Genomic DNA, 20871 nt, shown 5'->3' with positions numbered 1-20871 from the left:
TCACCATGACACTGAGTCAGGATATTTTGGCCGAACTGGCAGAGATCGCCCCGCATTCCCCATTAGCCGAGGCCCGGGCCGTGCGCGATGCCGCAACCCGCCACGCTCAGGGCAGCTATGAAGTGTTGTTCAGCCAGCAGGACGAGGACTTTGCCCCGGATGAGCGTTTCGCCATCGCTGCCAAAGTGGCGAAGCTGCATCAGGCCGACGCGTTGGCCGCCCACTATGCCGGGTTTGGCCTCGCCGACCCCACCTCGGCGCGGCTGACGCCGGCGCTGGCATTCGCCCGCCTGTTAACCTTCACGCCGGTGGAAGCCACGCCTGCGGCGCTACAGGTGCTAACCCGCGCCGGCTGGACCCCGCGTGGCATCGTCACCCTCGCCCAGTTGATTGCTTTCGTCAGTTTCCAGAGCCGGCTACTTAACGGTCTGCGCTTGCTGAACGGCAAAACCAGTGTCAGTGCAGAGACCCCAGTAGCCGCCGGTTTCTGGCACACCACGCCACACACGGTCAGCGGCAAACCGGCACCGGTGCGTTTCACCCGCGAGGAACTTAACTGGGAACCCTGGCTGGACGCCAAACCGCTGGCGGAGTTCAGCGATGCCGAGCAGCAGACGCTGGCGAAATTTGGCCACTCGGACTCCCCTTATTTCCGCCTGCTGGCGCGCAATCAGCCGGTGCTGGAGCAACGTACCCTGACCGACAAAGGTATCTTCTATACCCCAGGCGGCCTGCCGCGCGCGGAACGAGAGCTGGCCGCTACGGTCGCCAGTAAGGTGAACGGCTGTATTTATTGCGCGTCGGTACATGCCCGCAAGGCGGCGCAGTTGGCAAAAGAGGAGACGGCGATTGACACTTTGCTGGCGGTGACGCCGGGGGAACGGTTGAGCGACGGTCAGTCGCCGCGCTGGCAGGCGCAAATCGAATTTGCTGCCGCCCTGTCCGTGACGCCACCGGCCCTGAGCGCTGCGCATCTTCAGGGGCTGGAGCAGCAAGGTCTGGACACCCTGGCTCAGCTGGATGTGCTGCAATCGGCGGCGTTTTTCGCCTGGGCCAACCGGTTGATGCTGACCCTCGGCGAACCGTGGAAAACGGCTTAACCTACCGCGCCCGCCGCAAGGCGTACCCGCTGGTAGCGGGCGTAAATCAGCAACGAGGTCATCGCCAGGAATGACAGCAAGGCCGCCGGGAGCGTCACCGCGTTCCAGCCATAGCCATAGGTGATCATTATCCCGCCGCAGAATGCACCGATGGCGCTACCGAGATTAAAGGCGATTTGCCCACCGGCGGCGCCGAGCATTTCGCCGCCGCGCGCGTTTTGCAGCAGCAAGATTTGCAGCGGTGCGGCCAGCGCAAACAGCCCGGCGCAGCACAGAAAGGCCAACAGCAGCGAGGCGGTTTTCACGCCGCCGAACAGGAAGATCAGCAACAGCAGTAGGACAATACCGCCGTCGGTGACGGTGGCAATCTGCAGTGGACTGAAGCGGCCGGATATTTTACCACTCAGCAGGTTGCCGATAACCATCCCCAACCCCACCAGCATCATGATGGCGATCATCGCGTTTTCAGAGAACCCCGCGACGTTGATCATAAACGGTTTGATATAGCTGAACCACGCGAATACCCCGGCGTTACCGAACATGGTTGCGGCAAAGATCAGCCACGGTGCCGGTGATTTAAGAAAATGAAATTGTTCCCGCAACCGTGCCGTCGAGCGGTCGAAAATAGTCGGAACCCACCAGAGGATCGACACCAGCACCGCCACGTTAAACAGAGCAATGGCCATAAACGTATAGCGCCAGCTGAACTGATGCCCGAGCCAGGTACCAGCGGGCACGCCGATCAGGTTGGCAACCGTCATCCCGGCAATCATCCCGGCAACCGCCGCGGTCACTTTACCCGGCGGCGCGACCTTCGACAGAATAATCGCCCCGACGCCAAAAAAGGCGCCGTGCGGGAAGCCCGACACCAGACGGCCCAGTGCCAGCATCGGATAGCTGGAAGAGAAGGTAAACAGAGTATTGCCGATAATGCAGAGCGCGGCGAGGAACAGCATGACCGACTTTAAGGAGTAACGGCTGGAAAACAACGCCATCACCGGGGCGCCAATAACCACGCCAAACGCATAATACGAAATCATATTCCCGGCGGCGGGAATCGAGATCCCGACATCATGGGCAATTTCTGGCAGCACGCCCATAATGCCAAATTCCGCCATCCCCAGGCCAAAGGTGCCCAGCGCCAGCGAAAAAATCGTCTTTTTCATTCAGGTCATCACATGTTTTTGGATTTGCGACCGGCATTATTGACCATCGCGTAGTGGCAGACCAGACAAAAACACGTAGTGACCCGATTGTCCATCAAATGGCCCAATCCCTGCATGCACGCAGTGGCCCGTAAAGGTCGTTCGGTGAGGAAATAAGGCGGGGAAGCAGACCAGGCAGCCGTATCGCCGAAGCCATACGGCTGAACTCAATTAATCGGAGGCTTTGCCGATCATCCCGCCGGCACCGGCGCCCAGCGCAGCGCCTTTCAGCGCACTGTTGCCGGTTACCACTGCGGCACCCGCACCAACCGCCGCCCCGATGGCTCCACCGGTACGCGCCGCTTTGCCTTTGTCGCCGTGCTCGGTCATCGCACCGACGCCGCCGCCGACCACCGCCCCCTGCAGCGTCGAACGCACGCTTTTACCGGTTAATGCCCCGACGGCGGCACCGGCTGCGGCGCCACCGGCCGTTTTGTCCATAGCGCTGGCGGAAAAGACCAGTGCACAACCCAGAAAAATAGCCATACCTTGTGCTGATTTCATCAGTCAGTTCCTTATTAGTGTGGTCCACAATCAATACGTCATGCTCACGGTATGCGCCGACCAGACCAATAAAAAGCACTAACTTGTCCAATTCTGGACTTTCACACCTGCCGTTGTGGGTCCGGCATGCAGGCTAAGCTGCGGAAATCTAATAAAGTCCGCGCAAATCGCCGTTGCTGTTTACACTTTACACAACACCTGTCCCATTCCCTCACCTGATGGAGCGATAACCATGGGAAACAAAAAGAAGACCGAAGGCGTTGCCGGCGCCAGCAACATGAAACCTCTCGACGACAAAACCTATGAAAAGGCGCTGCGGAAACTTCACGTTGAGCTGGTTAAACTGCAGCAATGGGTGGTCAGCCAGGGCCTCAAGGTTTGTATCGTCTTTGAAGGCCGTGACGGCGCCGGAAAAGGCGGCACCATTAAGGCCATCACCGAACGGGTTAGCCCGCGTGTGTTTCGGGTGGTGGCGCTCCCGGCACCGACGGACAAAGAAAAAACCCAGCTCTATTTTCAACGCTATATTCCGCACCTGCCGGCCGCCGGGGAAATCGTGATTTTCGACCGCAGTTGGTACAACCGGGCGGGCGTCGAACGCGTGATGGGCTTTTGTACCGACGATGAAGTGGAGAAGTTTCTGCAGGGCGCGCCGCTGGTAGAACGCTCGATGGTGGAATCGGGGATTATCCTGCTGAAATACTGGCTGGAGGTGACCCCGGAAGAGCAGGAGCGCAGGCTACGGGATCGCATCAATGATGGGCGTAAAATCTGGAAGCTGTCGCCGATGGATATCAAGTCGTTTAACCGCTGGGATGAGTACACCCTCGCCCGGGATGCGATGTTTGCCGCCACCGACACCGCCTGGGCGCCGTGGTTTGTCGCCCGCTCGGAAGAGAAAAAACGCGTCCGGCTGAATATCATTATCCATCTGCTGTCGCACATTCCCTACAAGAGCATGCATCCGGAACCGGTCAAATTGCCGAAACGCAAAATCGGCAAAGTGAAAACCGCCGACTATCCGTTCCGTTTTATTCGCGAGGATTTTTGACGGCTCCCGCGACGGTGTCCCGCCTCAAGGTTAACGCCTGAGGCGGAACGCGCGGCGTGAAGGCCAAAAGATAACGATCAGGAACGCCGGGAGGCGCTCCCTTCACTGCTCTCTTTTTTCGCTTCCAGACGTTCGACGTCACGGTACCAGCGCGGGTGGTGCTTCTGCGCCCAGCGGCGGCTCACCTTCCCTTCAACCATTCCCTTAATTGACCCTTTGACCCAGAACGCCATATACATATGGATCAGGATGGCGTGAATCAAAATAATCGCCGAGGTCGCATGGATCAGCAGGCAGTAGCGGATCAATTGGATCGGGAAATACGAGGCAAAGTAGGGCCGCCAGATAATCACCCCGGTCACCAGCAGCACGAAAATCATGCTCATGATGGTCCAGAACATCATCTTCTGCCCGGCGTTATATTTGCCTACGCGGGCCACCTTATGCTCATTGCCCTTCAGTACCTCGACGATACCCTTGAGCCACGGGATATCCTGCTTGTCTGGAATGTTATGCTGCACAAAGCGCACGAACATCAGCATCAGCGCCAGGAAGATCGCCACCCCGAAGAAAGGATGCAAAATGCGCCCCATCTGCGGCGTCCCGAAGGTTTCCGTCAGCCACTGTAGCGTCGGGAAAAAGAACGAAATTCCCGACAGCGCTACCAGAAAGAAGCAGATCACCACCGTCCAGTGACAGGCGCGGTCGATAAATTTCGTGCGCACTATCATTTTCGATTTATGCATCATGTTCCTCCTCATCGTCGTCCACTTCCTTGTTGGGGCCGATGCCGATGTAGTGGTAGATAAGCCCGGCGAAGGTGGCAATAAAGCCCGCCGCCGACAGCGGCTTAAGCGCCCCTTTCCACAGGTTAATGCTGGTATCAATCTGCGTGTCTTTCGGCAGGTTGTGGTACAGCTCCGGCTGGTCGGCGTGGTGCAGCACATACATTACGTGGGTACCGCCCACCCCAGGCGGGTTGTACAGCCCCGCCTGCAAATAGCCGCGTTTTTTAAGCTTGTCGACCCGCGCCTGCGCCACCTCCAGCATCTCTTTCTTGCTGCCGAAATGAATAGCGCCGGTCGGGCAGGTTTTCACGCAGGCCGGCTCCTGACCGACGCTGACGCGATCCACGCAGAGGGTGCATTTATAGACCCGGTTATCGGCCTTATTCAGGCGCGGCACGTTGAACGGACAGCCGGCAATGCAGTAGCCGCAGCCGATACAGTTATCCTGCTGAAAATCGACAATGCCGTTGGCGTATTGCACGATTGCCCCGGCGGACGGACAAGCTTTCAGGCAGCCGGGATCCTCGCAGTGCATGCAACCGTCTTTGCGGATCAGCCACTCCAGCTTGCCGTTCTGCTCGGTTTCGCTAAAGCGCATCACCGTCCAGGATTTGGCGCTCAGATCGGCGGGGTTATCGTACACCCCGACGCAGTGCCCCACTTCGTCGCGGATATCGTTCCACTCCGAGCAGGCCACCTGGCAGGCTTTACAGCCCACGCAGGAGGTCACATCGATAAGCTTGGCCACTTCCGCCTTATCGTCCCGCACACGAGGCGCGGGCGTTATCGGGTTGGTGGCGGAGCGTTTGAGAATGTCTTGTGTTTCCATCGCCATAAAGTCGCTCCTTACGCTTTCTCGATGTTGACCAGGAACGCCTTATACTCCGGCGTCTGCGAGTTGGCATCGCCGACGTTTGGCGTCAGGGTATTGGCGATATAGCCTTTTTGCGCCACCCCTTCATAACCCCAGTGCAGCGGGATGCCGACGGTTTCGACCTCCTGACCGTGGACCTGCAACGTCCGCAGACGCCGGGTCACCACCGCTACCGCGCGAATAAAACCACGCTGGCTGCTGACCGTCACACGATCGCCGTTGGCAATCCCCTTCGCTTTCGCCAGGCCTTCGCTGATTTCCACGAACTGCTGCGGCTGGGCAATTGCATTGAGCCGTGCATGCTTGGTCCAGGTGTGGAAGTGCTCGGTCAGGCGATAGGTGGTCCCGACGTACGGGAAGCGATCCTTCTTGCCTAAACGGCGGGCATCTTCCTCGTACAGACGCACCACCGGACTGGAGACCACCTGCGGATGCAGCGGGTTGGTACCCAGCGGCGTCTCCATCGGCTCGTAGTGTTCCGGGAACGGCCCTTCGGCCAGTTTATCGAGAGCAAACAGACGCCCCAGCCCTTCCGGCTGCATGATAAACGGCCCGGTGTTGCTGCCCGGCGCGGCGTTATTGAAGTCCGGAATATCGTTGCCGCTCCAGCGGCTGCCGTCCCACTGGATCAGCATCCGTTTGGCGTCCCACGGCTTGCCGTTGATATCCGCCGAGGCGCGGTTATACAGCACCCGACGATTGAGCGGCCAGGCCCAGGCCCAGCCCAGGGTATTGCCCAGTCCCGACGGGTCGGCGTTATCGCGGTTCGCCATCTGGTTGCCCTGCGCCGTCCAGCTGCCGCTGTAAATCCAGCACGACGACGCGGTAGTGCCGTCATCCCGCAGTAGCGCGAAGCTGTTCAGCAACTGGCCTTTTTTCGCCAACAGCGTGCCGTTGCCGTCGTAAAGGTCTGCCAGGGCGTAACCGTTGTTCTCTTTCGCCACCTCTTCCGATTGCGGATGTTCGGGTTGATGGTAGTTCCAGCTCATCTTCAGCAGCGGTTCGGCGCCTTTGCCGCCTTCACGGCGATACATCTCGCGCAGACGGTGGTAAATACCAGCCAGAATCTCGCCGTCGTTGCGTGCTTCGCCCGGCGCATCCTGACCTTTCCAGTGCCACTGTAGCCAGCGACCGGAGTTGGCAATCGAGCCGTCCTCTTCGGCAAAACAAGTAGAAGGTAGACGGAACACTTCGGTCTGAATCGCCGCCGTGTCCACATCGTTCATCTCACCGTGGTTCTGCCAGAAGGTGGAGGTTTCGGTCACCAGCGGGTCGATAACCACCATGTACTTCAGCTTGCTGAGGCTGCGCACGACCTTGTTTTTGTCCGGGAACGAGGCCACCGGATTAAAGCCCTGGCAGATATATCCCGACACGTCGCCGTTATCCATCATGTTGAAGTACTTGATAACGTCGTAGGCCTGGTCCCATTTCGGCAACCAATTAAAGCCCCAGTCGTTGTCTTTCTGCGCCGCATCGCCGTAGAACGATTTCATCAGACTGACCGCAAACTTCGGATAGTTGCTCCAGTAGTTCACCTGATCGGCCCGGGTTGCGGTGGGGGTATTGGCCGTCAGCCAGCTGTGCAGATCGGTCTGTTTTTCCGACGGCAGCGTCAGGTAACCCGGCAGGCTGGTCGACAGCAGACCGAGATCGGTTAAGCCCTGAATATTGGAGTGTCCGCGCAGGGCGTTGACGCCGCCCCCCGCCATCCCCATGTTGCCTAACAGCAGCTGGATCATCGCCATGGTGCGGATGTTCTGCGCCCCGACGGTATGCTGCGTCCAGCCAAGGGCATACAGGAAGGTGGTGGTCCGGTCCGCCGCACTGGTGGAGGCCAGTACTTCGCACACTTTAAGGAAATCGGCTTTTGGCGTGCCGCAGATGTTTTCCACCACCTCTGGCGTGTAGCGGGAAACGTGCGTTTTCAGCAGGTTCCACACGCAGCGTGGATGGGTCAGGGTGTCATCGCGTCTGGCATAGCCGTTTTCATCGAACTGATAGTTCCATGAGGCTTTGTCGTACTGGCGTTTTTCCGCGTCATAGCCGCTGAACAGGCCATCGTCGAAGGCAAAATCATCGCGCACCAGCAGGCTGGCGTTGGTGTAATGTCTGACGTACTCGGCATTGATGGCGTTATTTTCAATCAGGTACAGCAACACCCCCGACAGGAAGGTAATGTCGGTACCGGAGCGAATCGGCGCATAGATATCGGCGACCGAAGCCGTGCGGGTAAAGCGCGGGTCGACGACGATAAGCGTGGCATCGTTATTGTTCTTCGCTTCCATCGCCCAGCGGAATCCTACCGGATGGGCTTCAGCGGCGTTGCCGCCCATCACCATCACGACGTTAGCGTTTTTGATATCAACCCAGTGGTTGGTCATCGCACCGCGACCAAATGTTGGAGCAAGACTTGCTACCGTTGGTCCGTGTCAGACGCGCGCCTGGTTGTCTACCGCCAGCATGCCGAGCGAGCGCACAAACTTCTGCGTCAGCATGCCGGTTTCATTACTGGCTGCCGAGGCGCACAGCATCCCGGTAGACAGCCAGCGGTTGACCGTCACGCCCTGCTCGTTTTTCTCAACAAAGTGGGCGTCGCGATCGTCCTTCATCAATTTTGCGATGCGATCGAAAGCTTCATTCCACGAAATACGCTGCCATTTATCTGAGCCAGGTGCGCGGTATTGCGGATAACGCAGACGGTTTTCACTGTGCACGTAATCGAGCAGCCCCGCGCCTTTCGGACAGAGCGCCCCCCGGCTGACCGGATGGTCCGGGTCCCCTTCGATATGGTAAATCGCTTCTTTGGCGTTCTTCGCGCCGTCGCCCAGGCTATACATTAATAGCCCGCAGCCCACGGAGCAGTATGTGCAGGTGTTGCGGATCTCTTTGGCACGCAATAATTTATAATTTCGCGCCTGAGCCAGTGCCATTTTGGGTGCAAAGCCCAGCGCGGCAGCAGTGGTTCCGGCCATACCGCCTGCGCAGATTTTGAAAAACCTTCTGCGGCTGACGTCCATTGGTTTTCTCCCTTCAGAATGCATATTTATCGCCAGGGAAATTAACAGCAATGTCGGCGTTTTTTTTGCGTCAAATCAATGTCGAAAAGCGACGCCCCCTTAATAGTCAGGGGCGTCGGAGTTGCTTACTCCCTAGGTATTACGCCGAATGGAAAATAGGGACCACCGCGAATAAAAAAATGTTATAAATCGACTCTTGATAAATATTGCTGTCTGGTTGGACATGGAAAAGAAAAAAGCAACGCTGATCGGCCTGGCCGCCATTGTGCTATGGAGCACAATGGTCGGTTTAATTCGTGGGGTCAGCGAAGGGTTAGGCCCGGTGGGCGGTGCAGCAATGATTTATACGCTAAGCGGATTATTGTTGCTGGTGACCGTCGGTTTTCCCCGACTGCGGCAGATCCCGCGCCCCTATCTGCTGGCTGGTAGCGTGCTGTTCGTCAGCTATGAGCTGTGTCTGGCACTGTCACTGGGCTTTGCCGGCAGCCGCCAGCAGGCCATTGAAGTGGGCATGGTGAATTATCTCTGGCCCAGCCTGACCATTTTATTTGCCATTTTGTTTAATCGCCAAAAAACAAACTGGCTGATTATTCCCGGCTTGCTGCTGGCGCTACTTGGGGTTGTCTGGGTATTAGGCGGTGAGCACGGCCTGAATGTTGATGAAATTTCCCGCAACGTGATTTCCAGCCCCCTGAGCTATATTCTGGCGTTTATTGGCGCCTTTATCTGGGCGACCTATTGCACGGTCACCGCCAAATATGCGAAAGGTCACAACGGCATTACCCTGTTTGTCTTATTAACCGCCCTGACCCTGTGGCTGAAATTTCTGTTCAGCGATCAACCGCCGATGCTGTTCAGCTGGCCTGTGGTGATTAAGCTGGTGATGTGTGCCGTGGCGTTAGGCTTCGGCTATGCCGCCTGGAATGTCGGGATCCTCAATGGCAACGTCAGCCTGCTGGCCGCCGCCTCCTACTTCACGCCGGTGCTCTCGTCGGCGCTGGCGGCGGTGCTGCTCAGCGCGGCGTTATCCTGGTCATTCTGGCAAGGGGCCGGCATGGTCTGCGCCGGCTCCCTGCTCTGCTGGTCCGCCACCCGGCGCTAGCCGAGGTCGCCGCCGGCCACCGGAAGCGTCACGCCGGTGATATAGCTGGCCTCATCGCTGGCGAGAAACAGGATGGCGTTAGCCTGTTCCGCCAGCGTTCCGTAGCGATGCATCAGGCTGCTGTCGACGGTCTGATCGACCACCTGCTGATACCATACCTGCTCCTGCGCCGTCGGCGTTTCACTGTTGCGCGGCGTCATCCGCGCCGGGGCATCGGTACCGCCCGGCGCCACGGCGTTGATACGGATCCCGCTGCGGCTGTACTCCATAGCAATGGATCGGGTCAGCGCGTTCACGCCACCTTTCGCCGCGGAGTATGGCACCCGGTTAACCCCGGCCGTGGCCACAGACGACACGTTGACGATGCTGCCTTTCCCCTGTTTTAGCATCCACGGTAGCGCAGCCCGACAGCCCCACAGCGTGGGAAACAGCGAACGACGAATCTCTTTTTCGATCTGTTCCGGCTGATACTCGGCGAACGGTCGCGCCCAAATCGTGCCGCCGATGTTGTTGATCACCACATCGAGGCGACCGAAATGGGCGACACCGCTGGCAAAGGCCTGCTCGGTGCTCTCCCACTGCTCAAGGTCTGCTTCAAGGGCCAGCACCTCGCTGCCCTGCTGTGCCAGCGTGGCAGCCAGCTCGTGGACATAGCCCGAACGGTCAATCAGCAACAATTTCGCCCCTTCGCGAGCGGCCTGCTCGGCGGTCTGACGCCCGATACCCTGCGCGGCGCCGGTGATCGCCACCACTTTATCTTGAAAACGCATATCCACTCCTTATGCCGCCGCACTCTGGCTGGCGTTAAATTTCTCGTACCAGAAACCGGCAGGGTTAATCCCTCGTTCACGCAGCGCGGTGGACACCGCGTTAACCATCGGCGGCGGGCCACACAGGTAAATATCCACATCGCCGTCGTTGAGGATCGCCTCATCAAGGTGCTCGGTGACGAAGCCACGCTGCGGGCAGGCGCTGTGCTCATCGGCCACTACCGGCAGCCAACGGTAGCCCGGAAGCTGGCCGACAAACGCCTCCAGCGCTTCGATTTTCACCAGGTCACAGTCCCGGGTCACGCCGTACAGCAGCGTCACCGGGCGGGTGTTGCCTTGCAGCGCCAGGGTGTGCAGCATTGACAGCAGCGGCGCCAGGCCGGTACCGCCCGCCAGCAGCAGCAGCGGACGCTCGCCGTTGCGCAGGTAGAAACTGCCCATCGGGCCGCTCAGGGTCAGGCGATCGCCCGGCTGTGCCTTTTGGGTCAGCCACTGGCTCATCATGCCGCCGGGCACATTACGGATCAGGAAGCGCCCTTCGCGCTCGCCGGCCAGCGAACTGAAGGAATAGGCGCGGCTGTGGGGGGTTCCCGGCACCTGAATCGATACGTATTGCCCCGGTAAAAAGGCCAGCGCCTCGTCCAGGTTCACCACCAATTCAATGGCGGTATCCGATAGTAGCGTGACCTCTACGACCTCTGCGCCAATGCTGGTCAGGGCGGTTTTGCACTGCGCCGCCGCCACCGGGACATCAATGATGCAGTCGCTGGTGGGCACCATCTGGCAGGTCAGCACCTGACGAGCATCGGCCTCGTCCTCGCTCAGCGCCTCCTCCAGATAGTCATCGCCCATGCCGTACTCGCCGCTGGCGCAGTGACATTTACAGGTGCCGCAGACCCCGTCGGAGCAGTCCATCGGCAGATTGACCTTCTGACGATAGGCGGCATCCAGCACCTTTTCCCCGGCATTGCAGTGGATAAAGCGGGTGATGCCATCTTCAAAATTGAGTGCGATAGTAAACATAACCACCTCTTAAATATGATAAACGTCAATCACCTGGCGAATGTAGTCGTTGTTGAGACGTACCGTTTTGCGCAGGATCTGCGGTTTGCCGTCCACTTCCGTCAGGGTGCAGCAGGTCGAGCCAAAATAGGCATCGGTGTGCTGGTAGCGGTGGCTGTAGGTCACCCAGTTGTAGCGCACCTCGATGCCCTGCGGATTCTCGCCAAGGAGCTCCACGTTGCTGATCATATGGGTGGTCCGCGGTTCCGGCGTGCTGGCGCCGGAGCGCTCGGTTTTAATCCGGTACACGCGGTCTTCTAGCCCGTCACGGTTCGGGTAGTAGATCAGCGAGATTTCGCGCTGCGGGTCGCGGGTCAACTTATCGTCGTCGCCCCAGGCCGGCATCCAGAACACCACTTTCGGGCTGTAGCAGGTCAGCCACTCGTCCCACTGCCGGTCGTCCAGCAGGCGGGCTTCGTAATAGAGGAACTGGCGAACGTGTTCGAGGCTCAGCATCACACCACCTCCACGCGTTGGGTAATGGATTGCTCGTAGCGCTGCTGTTCTTTATCCAGCGCCGCCAGCATCACGTTTTGCCAGTGGTGGTGATGGGCGATATACAACGCTTCATCCTCCGATTTGACGCCGCTCAGCAGCGGGGTAAAGCCGGCGTACTGTGCGTGCTCATCCGGGCCATCGACCCAGTGCAGCGCCCCGCGGCTGAGGTCACTCCACGCCAGGTTCTCGCCAAGATAGCCGCGCTGGCAGGCGCTGAACTCTTCGAGGTCGTCCGGCGTCCCCATGCCGCTGACGTTGAAGAAATCTTCGTACTGGCGGATACGCAACGCCCGCGCCTGGTCCGACTCCCCTTTGGGGGCGAAACACCAGATGGTGACTTCGGTTTTATCGACGGCAATCGGGCGGATCACGCGGATCTGCGTCGAGAACTGATCCATTAAATAGACGTTGGGATAGAGGCACAGGTTGCGGGTTTCGTTGACCATCTGGTCGGCGCGAAGCTCGCCAAAATCAGCTTGTAAGCGGGCCTGGTGAGCAAACACCGGACGCACTTCCGGGTTCAGCGCCCGGGTCCATAGCAGCATATGGCCATTTTCAAAGCCGTAACCACCACCAAGGCTCTTCGACCAGCCGTTGGCATCGACGGAATGGGTACCTTCCGCCTCGTAGTTGCGGCGCGACATGGTGGAAGCGTAGTTCCAGTGGACCACGCTGACGTGATAACCATCGGCGCCGTTTTCCGCCCCCAGCTTCCAGTTACCCTCGTAGACATAGCTCGAGGAGCCTTTCAGGACCTCCAGCCCTTCCTCAGCCTGGTCGACCATCAGGTCGATAATTTTGCAGGTTTCGCCAAGATACTGCTCCAGCGGCTGCACGTCCTCGCTGAGGCTACCGAATAAGAAACCGCGATACGACTGGAAGCGCGGCAAGGCTTTAAGATCGTGCGATCCTTCATGTTTAAAGCTGTCGGGATAGCCGCCGGTATTTTCATCTTTGGCTTTCAGCAATTTGCCGTTATTGCTGAAGGTCCAGCCGTGGAATGGACAGGTAAATGAGTTTTTATTGCCGGTTTTGCGGCGGCATAACATCGCGCCACGGTGGGCGCAGCTGTTAATTAAAGCATGCAGCTGATCCTTTTTATCCCGGGTAATAATCACCGGCTGGCGCCCCAGTGTCAGGGTAAAATAATCGCCCGGCTCCGGGATCTGACTTTCATGGGCAAGAAATACCCAGTTGCCTTCAAATATATGCTTCATTTCAAAATCAAATAATTGCTCGTCGGTGAAGATCGAACGGTGGCAGCGATATATATGATTGTGGCGATCAACAATTAAGGCATTGCTGATTTTATCTTTTAACAAGGTGAATGTTTTTTGCATGAGCTTCGCCCTCCTGCAGAATTCAGGAATCAATGAGTTCAGAGAGAATAATTCATTCGGGAATATCCCCGGCCGCGAGATACGGGCCGGGCGATAACAAGATTCACCAGCGGGCGCAGCGGCCCGGGGTGTGCCGGCGGTTACTCCTGCGCGCGCAGGCGGCTAATACGCTGTTCCTGGTCGGCGTTTTGCGCCTTGCACAGCGTAAAGTCGAAGCACACTTCGGTATGTTCGCCGTCGAGTTTGCGCTGGGCAATCAGCTCACGGTCGGTGATTTTCACCGGGTCGGCAATCAGGCCGTCGCGGGTCGCAAAGGCAAAGTCGTCCCACAAGTACTTATCACCATTCAGGTTAATCTGGCTGGTTAAATGCTTGTGGCCTGGCGCGGAGACGAAGAAGTGAATATGCGCCGGACGGTTACCGTGACGCCCCAGCTGGTCGAGCAGCTTCTGGGTCGGGCCGTCCGGTGGGCAGCCGTAGCCGGAAGGCATAATGCTGCGCACGCTGTAGCGGCCATCGGCACCGGTGCGGATCCGGCGACGTAGGTTATATTCCCCTTGGCTTTGATCGAAGAATGAATAGTTGCCGAGGGTGTTAGCGTGCCAGATATCAACGATCGCGTTAGCAACCGGGCGACCCTGGGTATCACGCACCTGGCCGTGGAGCCACATCACTTCGCCGGCATCGCTGCCGTCATCCATCCGCGTGTGCCCGTCGGCCAGCGGAGCGTTGGCCACATACAGCGGCCCTTCGATGGTCCGCGGCGTGCCGGTTTCCTGGTGCGCAGCGGCTTCAATGGCATCCTGACGCAGATCGAGGAAATGCTCCAGACCCAGACCTGCGGCCAGCAGTGCGGCCTCCTGACGACCACCCAGTTCATGCAGATAATTCACCGCATGCCAGAACTCTTCCTGGGTCACATTATAATCGTCGATCAGGCTACACATATCTTCCAGCACCCGGTGCACAATGGCTTTAAAGCGCTCATTACCACCAGGCACATTTAACCCAGCACTTTCACGTAATAATTTCTGCACGGCGTCTTGTTGTACGAAAGAATTTTTCATTGTGATTCTCACTTATTGCTTGCAGGTTGCTTGTAGGGTGTACGCCGGAATAACCGGCGTGAGGTTTCTTATTATTAATTAGCTATCGTCTTCGCGTACTGAGGAGGGATGGCGACACAATGCCTCGACGCGTATTTCCATAAACGGGTATAACGGCAAACCCATTAAAATTTGATGTAATTCTTCGGCGTCACGCACATCGAATATACTGACGTTGGCGTACAGTCCTGCCACTCGCCAGATATGGCGCCACTTGCCCTCACGCTGTAATTGCTGCGAATAGGCTTTTTCACGTTGCTTAATGTCGTCAATTTCATCGGCCGGATAGCCCAGCGGAATATTGACGGTCATATCCACTTTAAACAGCATCGGTTTTCTCCTGTGATGCACTACGCTTTGCGGGCGTAGAACTGCAATTTATCTTCATCCAGCGTGACGCCCAGACCCGGGGTCTGCGGCAGCGCGACCTGACCGTCCACGAACGAGAGCGGTACGCTGACGATGTCGTCTTTCAGCAGCAGCGGGCCAAACATTTCGGTGCCCCACTGCAGCGGCAGCGTCGACCAGGCGTGGAGCGAGGCCACCGTGCCGACGGTCCCTTCCAGCATGGTGCCGCCGTACAGGCCGATACCCGCCGCCTGCGCCACGCGTGCCAGCGCTAATACGCTGGCCGGGCCGCCCGCTTTGGCGATTTTCAACGCGTAGGCGCCACTAAAGCCCTGCTGCGCCAGCTGATAACCATCGTAATGGGTCGCCACCGCTTCATCCGCGAGGATTGCGGTCTCAATGTGATGGCTGAGGCGCACCAGCGCCGCGTTGTCCTGCGCGCTGACCGGTTGTTCAATTAAATCGATTCCCATGGCTGCCAGCTCACGACAGCCTTTCGCCGCCGCGGTGGCGTCCCAGGCCTGATTGACATCGACGCGGATGCTGGCACGGTCGCCCAGCGCTTCAACGATCGCCCGGGTATGACGCAGGTCGGTCGCGAGATCTCTGGCGCCAATCTTTAACTTAAACGCCTGGTGACGGCGTTCGGCCAGCAGCCTTTCACCTTCGGCAATGTCGTTATCGGTATTGCCGCTCGCCAGGGTCCACAGCACCGGCAGCGAGGTCTGCAACGCACCGCCCAACAGCGCCGACACCGGCAGCCCCAGCGCCTTGCCCTGGGCATCCAGCAGCGCGGTTTCAATGGCTGATTTGGCAAAGGTGTTACCTTTGATGGCGGCGTTCATACGCTGCGTCAGAGCATTGAGGTTATCTGCCGGTTGGCCTTTCAGCAGTGGCGTCAGGTAATGGGTGATGGCCGAGGCAATCCCCTCCGGGCTTTCTACGCCGTAGCTCAAGCCGCCGATGGTGGTCGCTTCGCCGATCCCGCATATGCCGTCAGAACGCGTAATGCGGACAATCACCAGCGTCTGGCAACCCATGGTGGTCATGGAGAGTTTGTGCGGACGAATGGTCGGCAGGTCAACCAGCCAGCTTTCAATGCGTTCTACGGTTGCACTCATGTTCTGTTCCTGAGGGTTAAATACATAACTTTTTGTATCCCCATTCATAACGAGGGGTGACGATGCCTTTGACAATAGGGGGGAGCCAGTGAAATGGTCAACGGCGATAATCGAAATGTTGTGCGATTATCGACGCGCTTGTTAAATTGAGGTTAATAATGTGATCCGAGTGGGAAAACAGGCACATTCCATCACCGCTATTTTTACGCGCGGTATAGTGGTGCCCCGTGAGCTTTTGTCTTCGAATGGAGAGGAATTCAATGAGCGCAACACCGCCAACCACCCTCAGCGCCAGGCAGGCCGAACATGACCCCAATTTTATGCTGTCGCTGGCGCGCGGGCTGGAAGTTCTCAATGCCTTTACTCCCCAGCGTCAGCGGCTGACCATCTCGCAGCTCAGTCAGAAAACGCAAATTTCCCGCGCCGCCGTTCGTCGCTGCCTGTACACCCTGGCGGCGCTGGGGATGGTGCACAGCCCGGACGGACGGAGTTACGAACTGCTGCCGCGAGTGCTGGCGGTGGGTCACGCCTATCTGGCCGGTACGCCGCTGGCAAAGGTGGCGCAAACCGCACTGGATACTCTCGGCAAGTCGCTGGGCGAATCCTGCTCCGCAGCAACCCTCGACGGGGATAACGTGTTGTATATCGCCAGAGCGGCGGTCAACAATCTGCTCAGCGTCGACATCGGGCGCGGCAGTCGCCTTCCCGCGTGGGCCACGTCGATGGGGCGCGTGCTGCTCAGCGCCCTGCCGGAAGAACAGCTAGAAGTGACATTGTCACGTGCAAATTTAATTCGCTACACCCCGCATACCGTCTGCGATTTACCGGGATTACGCGAGGAAATTGCCAGGGTCAGGATGCAGGGTTATGCCCTGGCCGACCGGCAAATTGAGGTAGGACTCTGTTCGCTGGCTGTCCCGCTGCTGTCGCGCAGTGGTCAAGTGGTGGCGGCGCTGAACGTTGGCGTTCCCGCCCCCGCCATGAGCGCCGCCGCGCTGCGGGAGAAAGCGCTGGCCCCGCTGCGGCGGGCGGCGATGGAACTGTCTCTCCAGCTGTAGGCTTATTGCATCTCCGGCGCTTTTGCCAGGCTGCGCCAGATACCGGTCGCCAGCAAAAGCAGCAGCACCCCGGCGGTCAACAGCACCACGCTGTGGGCGCTGATAAATGCCGTTTTGGCGGCCTCAATCAGCGAATGTGCTGGAATCGCGGGCAGCGATTGAGCCAGCGCAATGGCCTCGCTGATGGACGATGCGGCCTGGGTCGCCGCCTGGCCTTCCACCCCGGCGGGCAGCACAATCGATGAACTGTAGCTGCGGGTCAGGATCAGGCCGAACAGCGCGATCCCCAGACCCGCTCCCAGCTCATAGGCCATGGTTTCAATGGCCCCCGCCGCTGCCGCTTTCTCTTTCGGCGCGGCCGCCATAATCGCCGCACCGGATGCCAACAGCGCGCTGGCGACGCTGAAGCCTAGCAGGATCATCAGCCCCCACGCCTGCCACTGTTGAGTGCTGAAATCCGTTACCGATAGTCCAAGGAAACTGAACGCGCTGAGCAGCATGCCGCCGGTTGCCACCTGGCGCAGGCCGAGACGCGACACCATTATCCCGGCTATCGGCCCGCTAAACCCGCTCGCCAGCATCAATGGCAACATAAACAGCCCGGCTTCAAACGGCGTTTTACCGTGGACAAACTGCAGCTCCTGGGCCATCAACAGTTCAAATCCCACCAGGGTGATCAGCGCGGTCATCGCCATCATCACCCCGCTCAAGATAATGCGATGGGTAAACAACCGCATATCAACCATCGGATTGCTGCTGGAGAGCTGCTTACGCACGAACCAGGTCAGCAACGCCGCACCCGCCAGCGCCACCAGCCCGGTCATCCACAACGCCATCTGGCCTTTCAGCGCGGATTTAGCGCTGAAAATCAGCATCAGGATCGCCGCAATCAGCATTAGCGCCTGGGTAATATTGAGCTTCTGTTCGCGCCGCGCGGGCTGCGATGGCACCATCCGGGCGCAGAAGGCGATCACCGCCAGCACGATTGGCACATTGATTAAGAACACCGACCCCCAGTAGAAATGCTCCAGCAGGATCCCCCCCACCAGCGGGCCAAAGGCGGCGCCGCCGGAGCCGATGGCCGCCCACAGGCCGAGCGCCATATTGCGATGACGGGCCTCAGAAAAGGTGTTGCGGATGCCGGCCAGGGTCGCCGGGACAATCATCGCCGCGCCAATCGCCAGCAGCGCCCGGGCAGCAATCATCGCCGGCGCGTTGGGCGCAAACGCCGCCGCTAACGATGACACGCCAAAAATAGCGCTGCCGAGCAGCAACAGGCGTTTAAAGCCGATTTTGTCGCCAAGCGCCCCCATAGGCAGCACCATGCCGGCCATCACCAGCGAGTAAATATCAATGATCCACAGCAGCTCATTGCTGCTGGTGCCCAGCGACATGCTGAGCGTGGGCGCTGCGACATGCAGCACGGTGGCATCGATCGCCACCGGCAGATAAACCAACAGAATCGCCACGAGCGTTAACCATTGCCGGGACATCTCTTTCTTCCTCACACTTCCAAATTGAACAGTTGTTCAGGAATGCGATTCTGCCGCATTGTTGAACGACTGTCCAACTTTTTGTTACTATCCATCGACACCACGGTTCAGCGGGGAAATATGCATTACTTAAATCGGGAAGCACGGCGGGAAGTTATCATGCTGGCGGCCATGCGCGTGGCGCTGCAGGGGGGACTGGCGGCCATGACCGTGCGGCAGATCGCCGCAGAGGCACAAGTTTCCACCGGCCAGCTCCATCACCATTTCAGCTCTACCGGTGAACTGAAAGCCCAGGTTTTTGTCCGTCTCATCCGCGAGATGATGGATATTCAGTTGGTGTCCCCGCAGAGCAGTTGCCAGGAACGATTGTTCGCGGTGCTCGGCAGTGAAGACCGCCGGCTGGAACCCTATATCCGCCTGTGGCGCGAGGGGCAACTACTTTCCGGCAGCGATAGCGATATCAAAGCGGCCTATCTGCTGACCATGTCGATGTGGCACACGGAGACCGTGAATATTATTCGCGACGGCGTCGACAGCGGCGAATTCCACCCTACAGATAACCCTGAAGATATCGCCTGGCGCTTAATTTCGCTGGTTTGCGGTCTGGATGGGATTTATGTGTTGGGAATGGATGTCATTGACGATAGCACCTTTACCCGTTATATAAATAATAATATAGCGATGGAGCTATTACGCCCCTGAATCCGAGCATTGCTGAGCCCGGCAAATCCCTGCTCAGGCCCCGCCTGTCGGGCGGTGAGCTGTTGCAAACAGCAGCGTTTTCCTCACTGTTATGCCCTTCCTGATTTACATTTAGTAACAAATAATAAAACCCTATTCGCAGCAGGCATTCTGCCACGGCTATTTTTTTATCTATTCTTCAATCACGACAATAATAAGATCTGCCATCCTGAATCACCTCTTCTGATTAATTTGCTGTTTTCTCAAATTTAATTTTCCTTTGGTTACTGGGTATTCGAGGGCAATATGTCGAGAGAAAATGAGAAAGATAATCATTACCTTTTAAAAGAGTGGCGACCAGAAAATCCGGCATTCTGGGAAAATAAAGGAAAGGCTATCGCACGGAGGAATCTTTGTATATCAGTCAGTTGCCTGCTTCTGGCCTTCTGCGTCTGGATGTTATTCAGCGCCGTTGCGGTCAATCTTAATAAAGTCGGATTTAATTTCACTACCGATCAGCTGTTTTTATTAACCGCGCTCCCTTCGCTGTCTGGCGCAATATTACGAGTGCCCTATTCGTTTATGGTGCCGATATTTGGCGGGCGCTACTGGACGGTGATCAGCACGGTGATATTAGTGATCCCGTGCCTGTGGCTTGGAGTAGCGGTACAAAATCCAGCGACGCCGTTCTGGATGTTTATCATCATCGCCCTGCTCTGCGGTTTTGCCGGAGCAAACTTTGCCTCCAGCATGGGCAATATCAGCTTTTTCTACCCCAAAGCGAAGCAAGGCAGCGCCCTTGGCGTCAACGGTGGCCTGGGTAACCTAGGCGTCAGCGTGATGCAGCTGCTTTCGCCGGTGGTGATCTTTTTACCGATTTTCACCTTCCTCGGCGTACGCGGCGTCGATCAAGGGGATGGATCCACCTTGTGGTTGGGTAACTCCCCGCTGATCTGGGTGCCGCTGCTGCTGGCGGCCACTGTGGCCGCGTGGTTCGGCATGAACGATATCGCCGGTTCGAAAACGGCGATCCGCGATCAGTTACCGGTATTGAAACGCCCGCACATGTGGCTGCTGAGTCTGCTCTATCTTGCCACCTTCGGTTCTTTTATCGGTTTTTCTGCCGGCTTCGCCATGCTGGCGAAGACCCAGTTTCCCGACGTTAACATCCTCAAGCTGGCCTTCTTCGGGCCGTTTATCGGGGCGCTGGCGCGCTCATTCGGCGGCATTATTTCCGACCGGCTGGGCGGCGTCAAAGTGACGCTGGTGAATTTTATCCTGATGGCGCTGTTTACCGGCCTGCTGTTCCTGACCCTGCCGGGCTCCGGTTCCGGCAGCTTTTTCGCCTTCTACATCGTGTTTATGGGGCTGTTCCTCACCGCCGGTCTTGGCAGCGGCTCCACCTTCCAGATGATTGCCGTCATCTTCCGTCAGATCACCATCGACAGCGTCAAGAAACGCGGCGGTAGCGATGAGCAGGCCCAGCATGAAGCGGTAACCGATACCGCCGCCGCGCTCGGGTTTATCTCCGCCATCGGCGCGGTCGGCGGCTTTTTCATTCCCAAAGCCTTCGGTACTTCGCTTGCCATGACCGGCTCCCCGGTCGGCGCCATGAAGGTGTTCTTTGTCTTTTATGTCGTCTGCGTACTGGTGACCTGGCTGGTCTACGGCCGTCGCAAGCCCGCCACAAAATAATCACAACCCTGCTGAGCACGGTAACCACGGAGGCGCCTGCCTCCGTCAGGAGATA

The 20871-nt window shown here is 58.1% G+C and carries 18 protein-coding genes and 1 pseudogene; 6 read left to right on the top strand and 13 right to left on the bottom strand.

The features are described 5' to 3' along the window. The first annotated feature begins 5 nt into the window (after positions 1 to 5). Positions 6 to 1100 (top strand): alkylhydroperoxidase domain protein, encoded by a 1095-nt coding sequence (locus tag ACMYSO_RS01320; protein WP_434668882.1) that lies wholly within the window; start codon positions 6 to 8, stop codon positions 1098 to 1100. On the opposite strand, the gene araJ is transcribed toward ACMYSO_RS01320, so the two are convergent. Then, positions 1097 to 2266 (bottom strand): MFS transporter AraJ, encoded by a 1170-nt coding sequence (gene araJ, locus ACMYSO_RS01315; RefSeq protein ID WP_434584894.1) that lies wholly within the window; start codon positions 2264 to 2266, stop codon positions 1097 to 1099. The genes ACMYSO_RS01320 and araJ overlap by 4 nt on opposite strands. 210 nt (positions 2267 to 2476) lie before the next feature. After that, positions 2477 to 2809, bottom strand: a complete 333-nt coding sequence (locus ACMYSO_RS01310; protein ID WP_434668880.1) for a glycine zipper domain-containing protein — start codon at positions 2807 to 2809, stop codon at positions 2477 to 2479. A gap of 232 nt (positions 2810 to 3041) precedes the next feature. On the opposite strand from ACMYSO_RS01310, the gene ppk2 reads away from it, so the two are divergent. Then, positions 3042 to 3860, top strand: a complete 819-nt coding sequence (gene ppk2 / locus ACMYSO_RS01305) for a polyphosphate kinase 2 (RefSeq protein WP_434668878.1) — start codon at positions 3042 to 3044, stop codon at positions 3858 to 3860. Between the two features lie 77 nt (positions 3861 to 3937). Here ppk2 and fdnI read toward each other — a convergent pair whose 3' ends face one another. The 3 genes from fdnI to fdnG are packed head-to-tail and all read right to left on the bottom strand — an operon-like array spanning position 3938 to position 8542. Beyond that, positions 3938 to 4606 (bottom strand): formate dehydrogenase-N subunit gamma, encoded by a 669-nt coding sequence (fdnI, locus tag ACMYSO_RS01300; RefSeq protein WP_434670883.1) that lies wholly within the window; start codon positions 4604 to 4606, stop codon positions 3938 to 3940. Continuing rightward, on the bottom strand, positions 4599 to 5483 hold the full coding sequence (fdxH, locus tag ACMYSO_RS01295; protein WP_434668877.1) for a formate dehydrogenase subunit beta: 885 nt from the start codon (positions 5481 to 5483) through the stop codon (positions 4599 to 4601). The genes fdnI and fdxH overlap by 8 nt, the downstream gene beginning before the upstream one ends. 11 nt (positions 5484 to 5494) lie before the next feature. Then, positions 5495 to 8542, bottom strand: coding sequence for a formate dehydrogenase-N subunit alpha (gene fdnG, locus ACMYSO_RS01290; RefSeq protein ID WP_434668876.1), 3048 nt, complete (start codon positions 8540 to 8542; stop codon positions 5495 to 5497). 223 nt (positions 8543 to 8765) lie between these two features. Here fdnG and yddG point away from each other — a divergent pair, with 223 nt between their 5' ends. After that, complete coding sequence (yddG, locus tag ACMYSO_RS01285) at positions 8766 to 9644, top strand: aromatic amino acid DMT transporter YddG (RefSeq protein ID WP_434668875.1); 879 nt, start codon at positions 8766 to 8768, stop codon at positions 9642 to 9644. Here yddG and benD read toward each other — a convergent pair. The 7 genes from benD to ACMYSO_RS01250 all read right to left on the bottom strand — a co-directional run bounded on the left by benD (position 9641) and on the right by ACMYSO_RS01250 (position 15937). Then, on the bottom strand, positions 9641 to 10414 hold the full coding sequence (benD, locus tag ACMYSO_RS01280) for a benzoate diol dehydrogenase BenD (RefSeq protein WP_434668874.1): 774 nt from the start codon (positions 10412 to 10414) through the stop codon (positions 9641 to 9643). The two genes, yddG and benD, sit on opposite strands and share 4 nt — an antisense overlap. 9 nt (positions 10415 to 10423) lie before the next feature. Next, a complete protein-coding gene (benC, locus tag ACMYSO_RS01275; RefSeq protein ID WP_434668873.1) occupies positions 10424 to 11437 on the bottom strand; it encodes a benzoate 1,2-dioxygenase electron transfer component BenC in 1014 nt (337 codons plus the stop codon). Positions 11438 to 11446: 9 nt separating this feature from the next. Then, positions 11447 to 11932 (bottom strand): benzoate 1,2-dioxygenase small subunit, encoded by a 486-nt coding sequence (gene benB / locus ACMYSO_RS01270; protein WP_434668872.1) that lies wholly within the window; start codon positions 11930 to 11932, stop codon positions 11447 to 11449. Continuing rightward, positions 11932 to 13314 carry a Rieske 2Fe-2S domain-containing protein gene (locus ACMYSO_RS01265; RefSeq protein WP_434668871.1) on the bottom strand — a complete coding sequence of 461 codons (1383 nt, stop codon included), beginning with the start codon at positions 13312 to 13314 and terminating at the stop codon, positions 11932 to 11934. The genes benB and ACMYSO_RS01265 overlap by 1 nt, the downstream gene beginning before the upstream one ends. Positions 13315 to 13454: 140 nt before the next feature. After that, on the bottom strand, positions 13455 to 14381 hold the full coding sequence (gene catA / locus ACMYSO_RS01260; protein ID WP_434668870.1) for a catechol 1,2-dioxygenase: 927 nt from the start codon (positions 14379 to 14381) through the stop codon (positions 13455 to 13457). 78 nt (positions 14382 to 14459) lie between these two features. After that, on the bottom strand, positions 14460 to 14750 hold the full coding sequence (catC, locus tag ACMYSO_RS01255) for a muconolactone Delta-isomerase (RefSeq protein ID WP_123754244.1): 291 nt from the start codon (positions 14748 to 14750) through the stop codon (positions 14460 to 14462). A gap of 20 nt (positions 14751 to 14770) precedes the next feature. Further along, complete coding sequence (locus ACMYSO_RS01250; protein WP_434668869.1) at positions 14771 to 15937, bottom strand: muconate cycloisomerase family protein; 1167 nt, start codon at positions 15935 to 15937, stop codon at positions 14771 to 14773. Between the two features lie 121 nt (positions 15938 to 16058). On the opposite strand from ACMYSO_RS01250, the pseudogene ACMYSO_RS01245 reads away from it, so the two are divergent. Continuing rightward, positions 16059 to 16947, top strand: a pseudogene (locus tag ACMYSO_RS01245) (IclR family transcriptional regulator domain-containing protein). A gap of 2 nt (positions 16948 to 16949) precedes the next feature. On the opposite strand, the gene ACMYSO_RS01240 reads toward ACMYSO_RS01245, so the two are convergent. Then, on the bottom strand, positions 16950 to 18440 hold the full coding sequence (locus tag ACMYSO_RS01240) for a SmvA family efflux MFS transporter (protein ID WP_434668868.1): 1491 nt from the start codon (positions 18438 to 18440) through the stop codon (positions 16950 to 16952). A 120-nt stretch (positions 18441 to 18560) separates the two neighbouring features. Between ACMYSO_RS01240 and ACMYSO_RS01235 the strand changes: the two genes are divergently transcribed. Beyond that, positions 18561 to 19142 (top strand): TetR family transcriptional regulator, encoded by a 582-nt coding sequence (locus ACMYSO_RS01235; protein ID WP_434668867.1) that lies wholly within the window; start codon positions 18561 to 18563, stop codon positions 19140 to 19142. Positions 19143 to 19427: 285 nt separating this feature from the next. Beyond that, the gene (locus tag ACMYSO_RS01230; RefSeq protein ID WP_434668866.1) at positions 19428 to 20816 is read left to right on the top strand and encodes a NarK family nitrate/nitrite MFS transporter; all 1389 of its coding nucleotides are present in this window, start codon (positions 19428 to 19430) and stop codon (positions 20814 to 20816) included. Positions 20817 to 20871 lie beyond the last annotated feature (55 nt).

Origin of the sequence: Klebsiella sp. B345 (assembly GCF_051131735.1) — a bacterium.
In the GTDB taxonomy this organism is placed as follows: domain Bacteria; phylum Pseudomonadota; class Gammaproteobacteria; order Enterobacterales; family Enterobacteriaceae; genus Klebsiella.
Note: the sequence above shows the minus strand (reverse complement) of the source record. Positions and strands in the feature narration are given on the sequence as shown.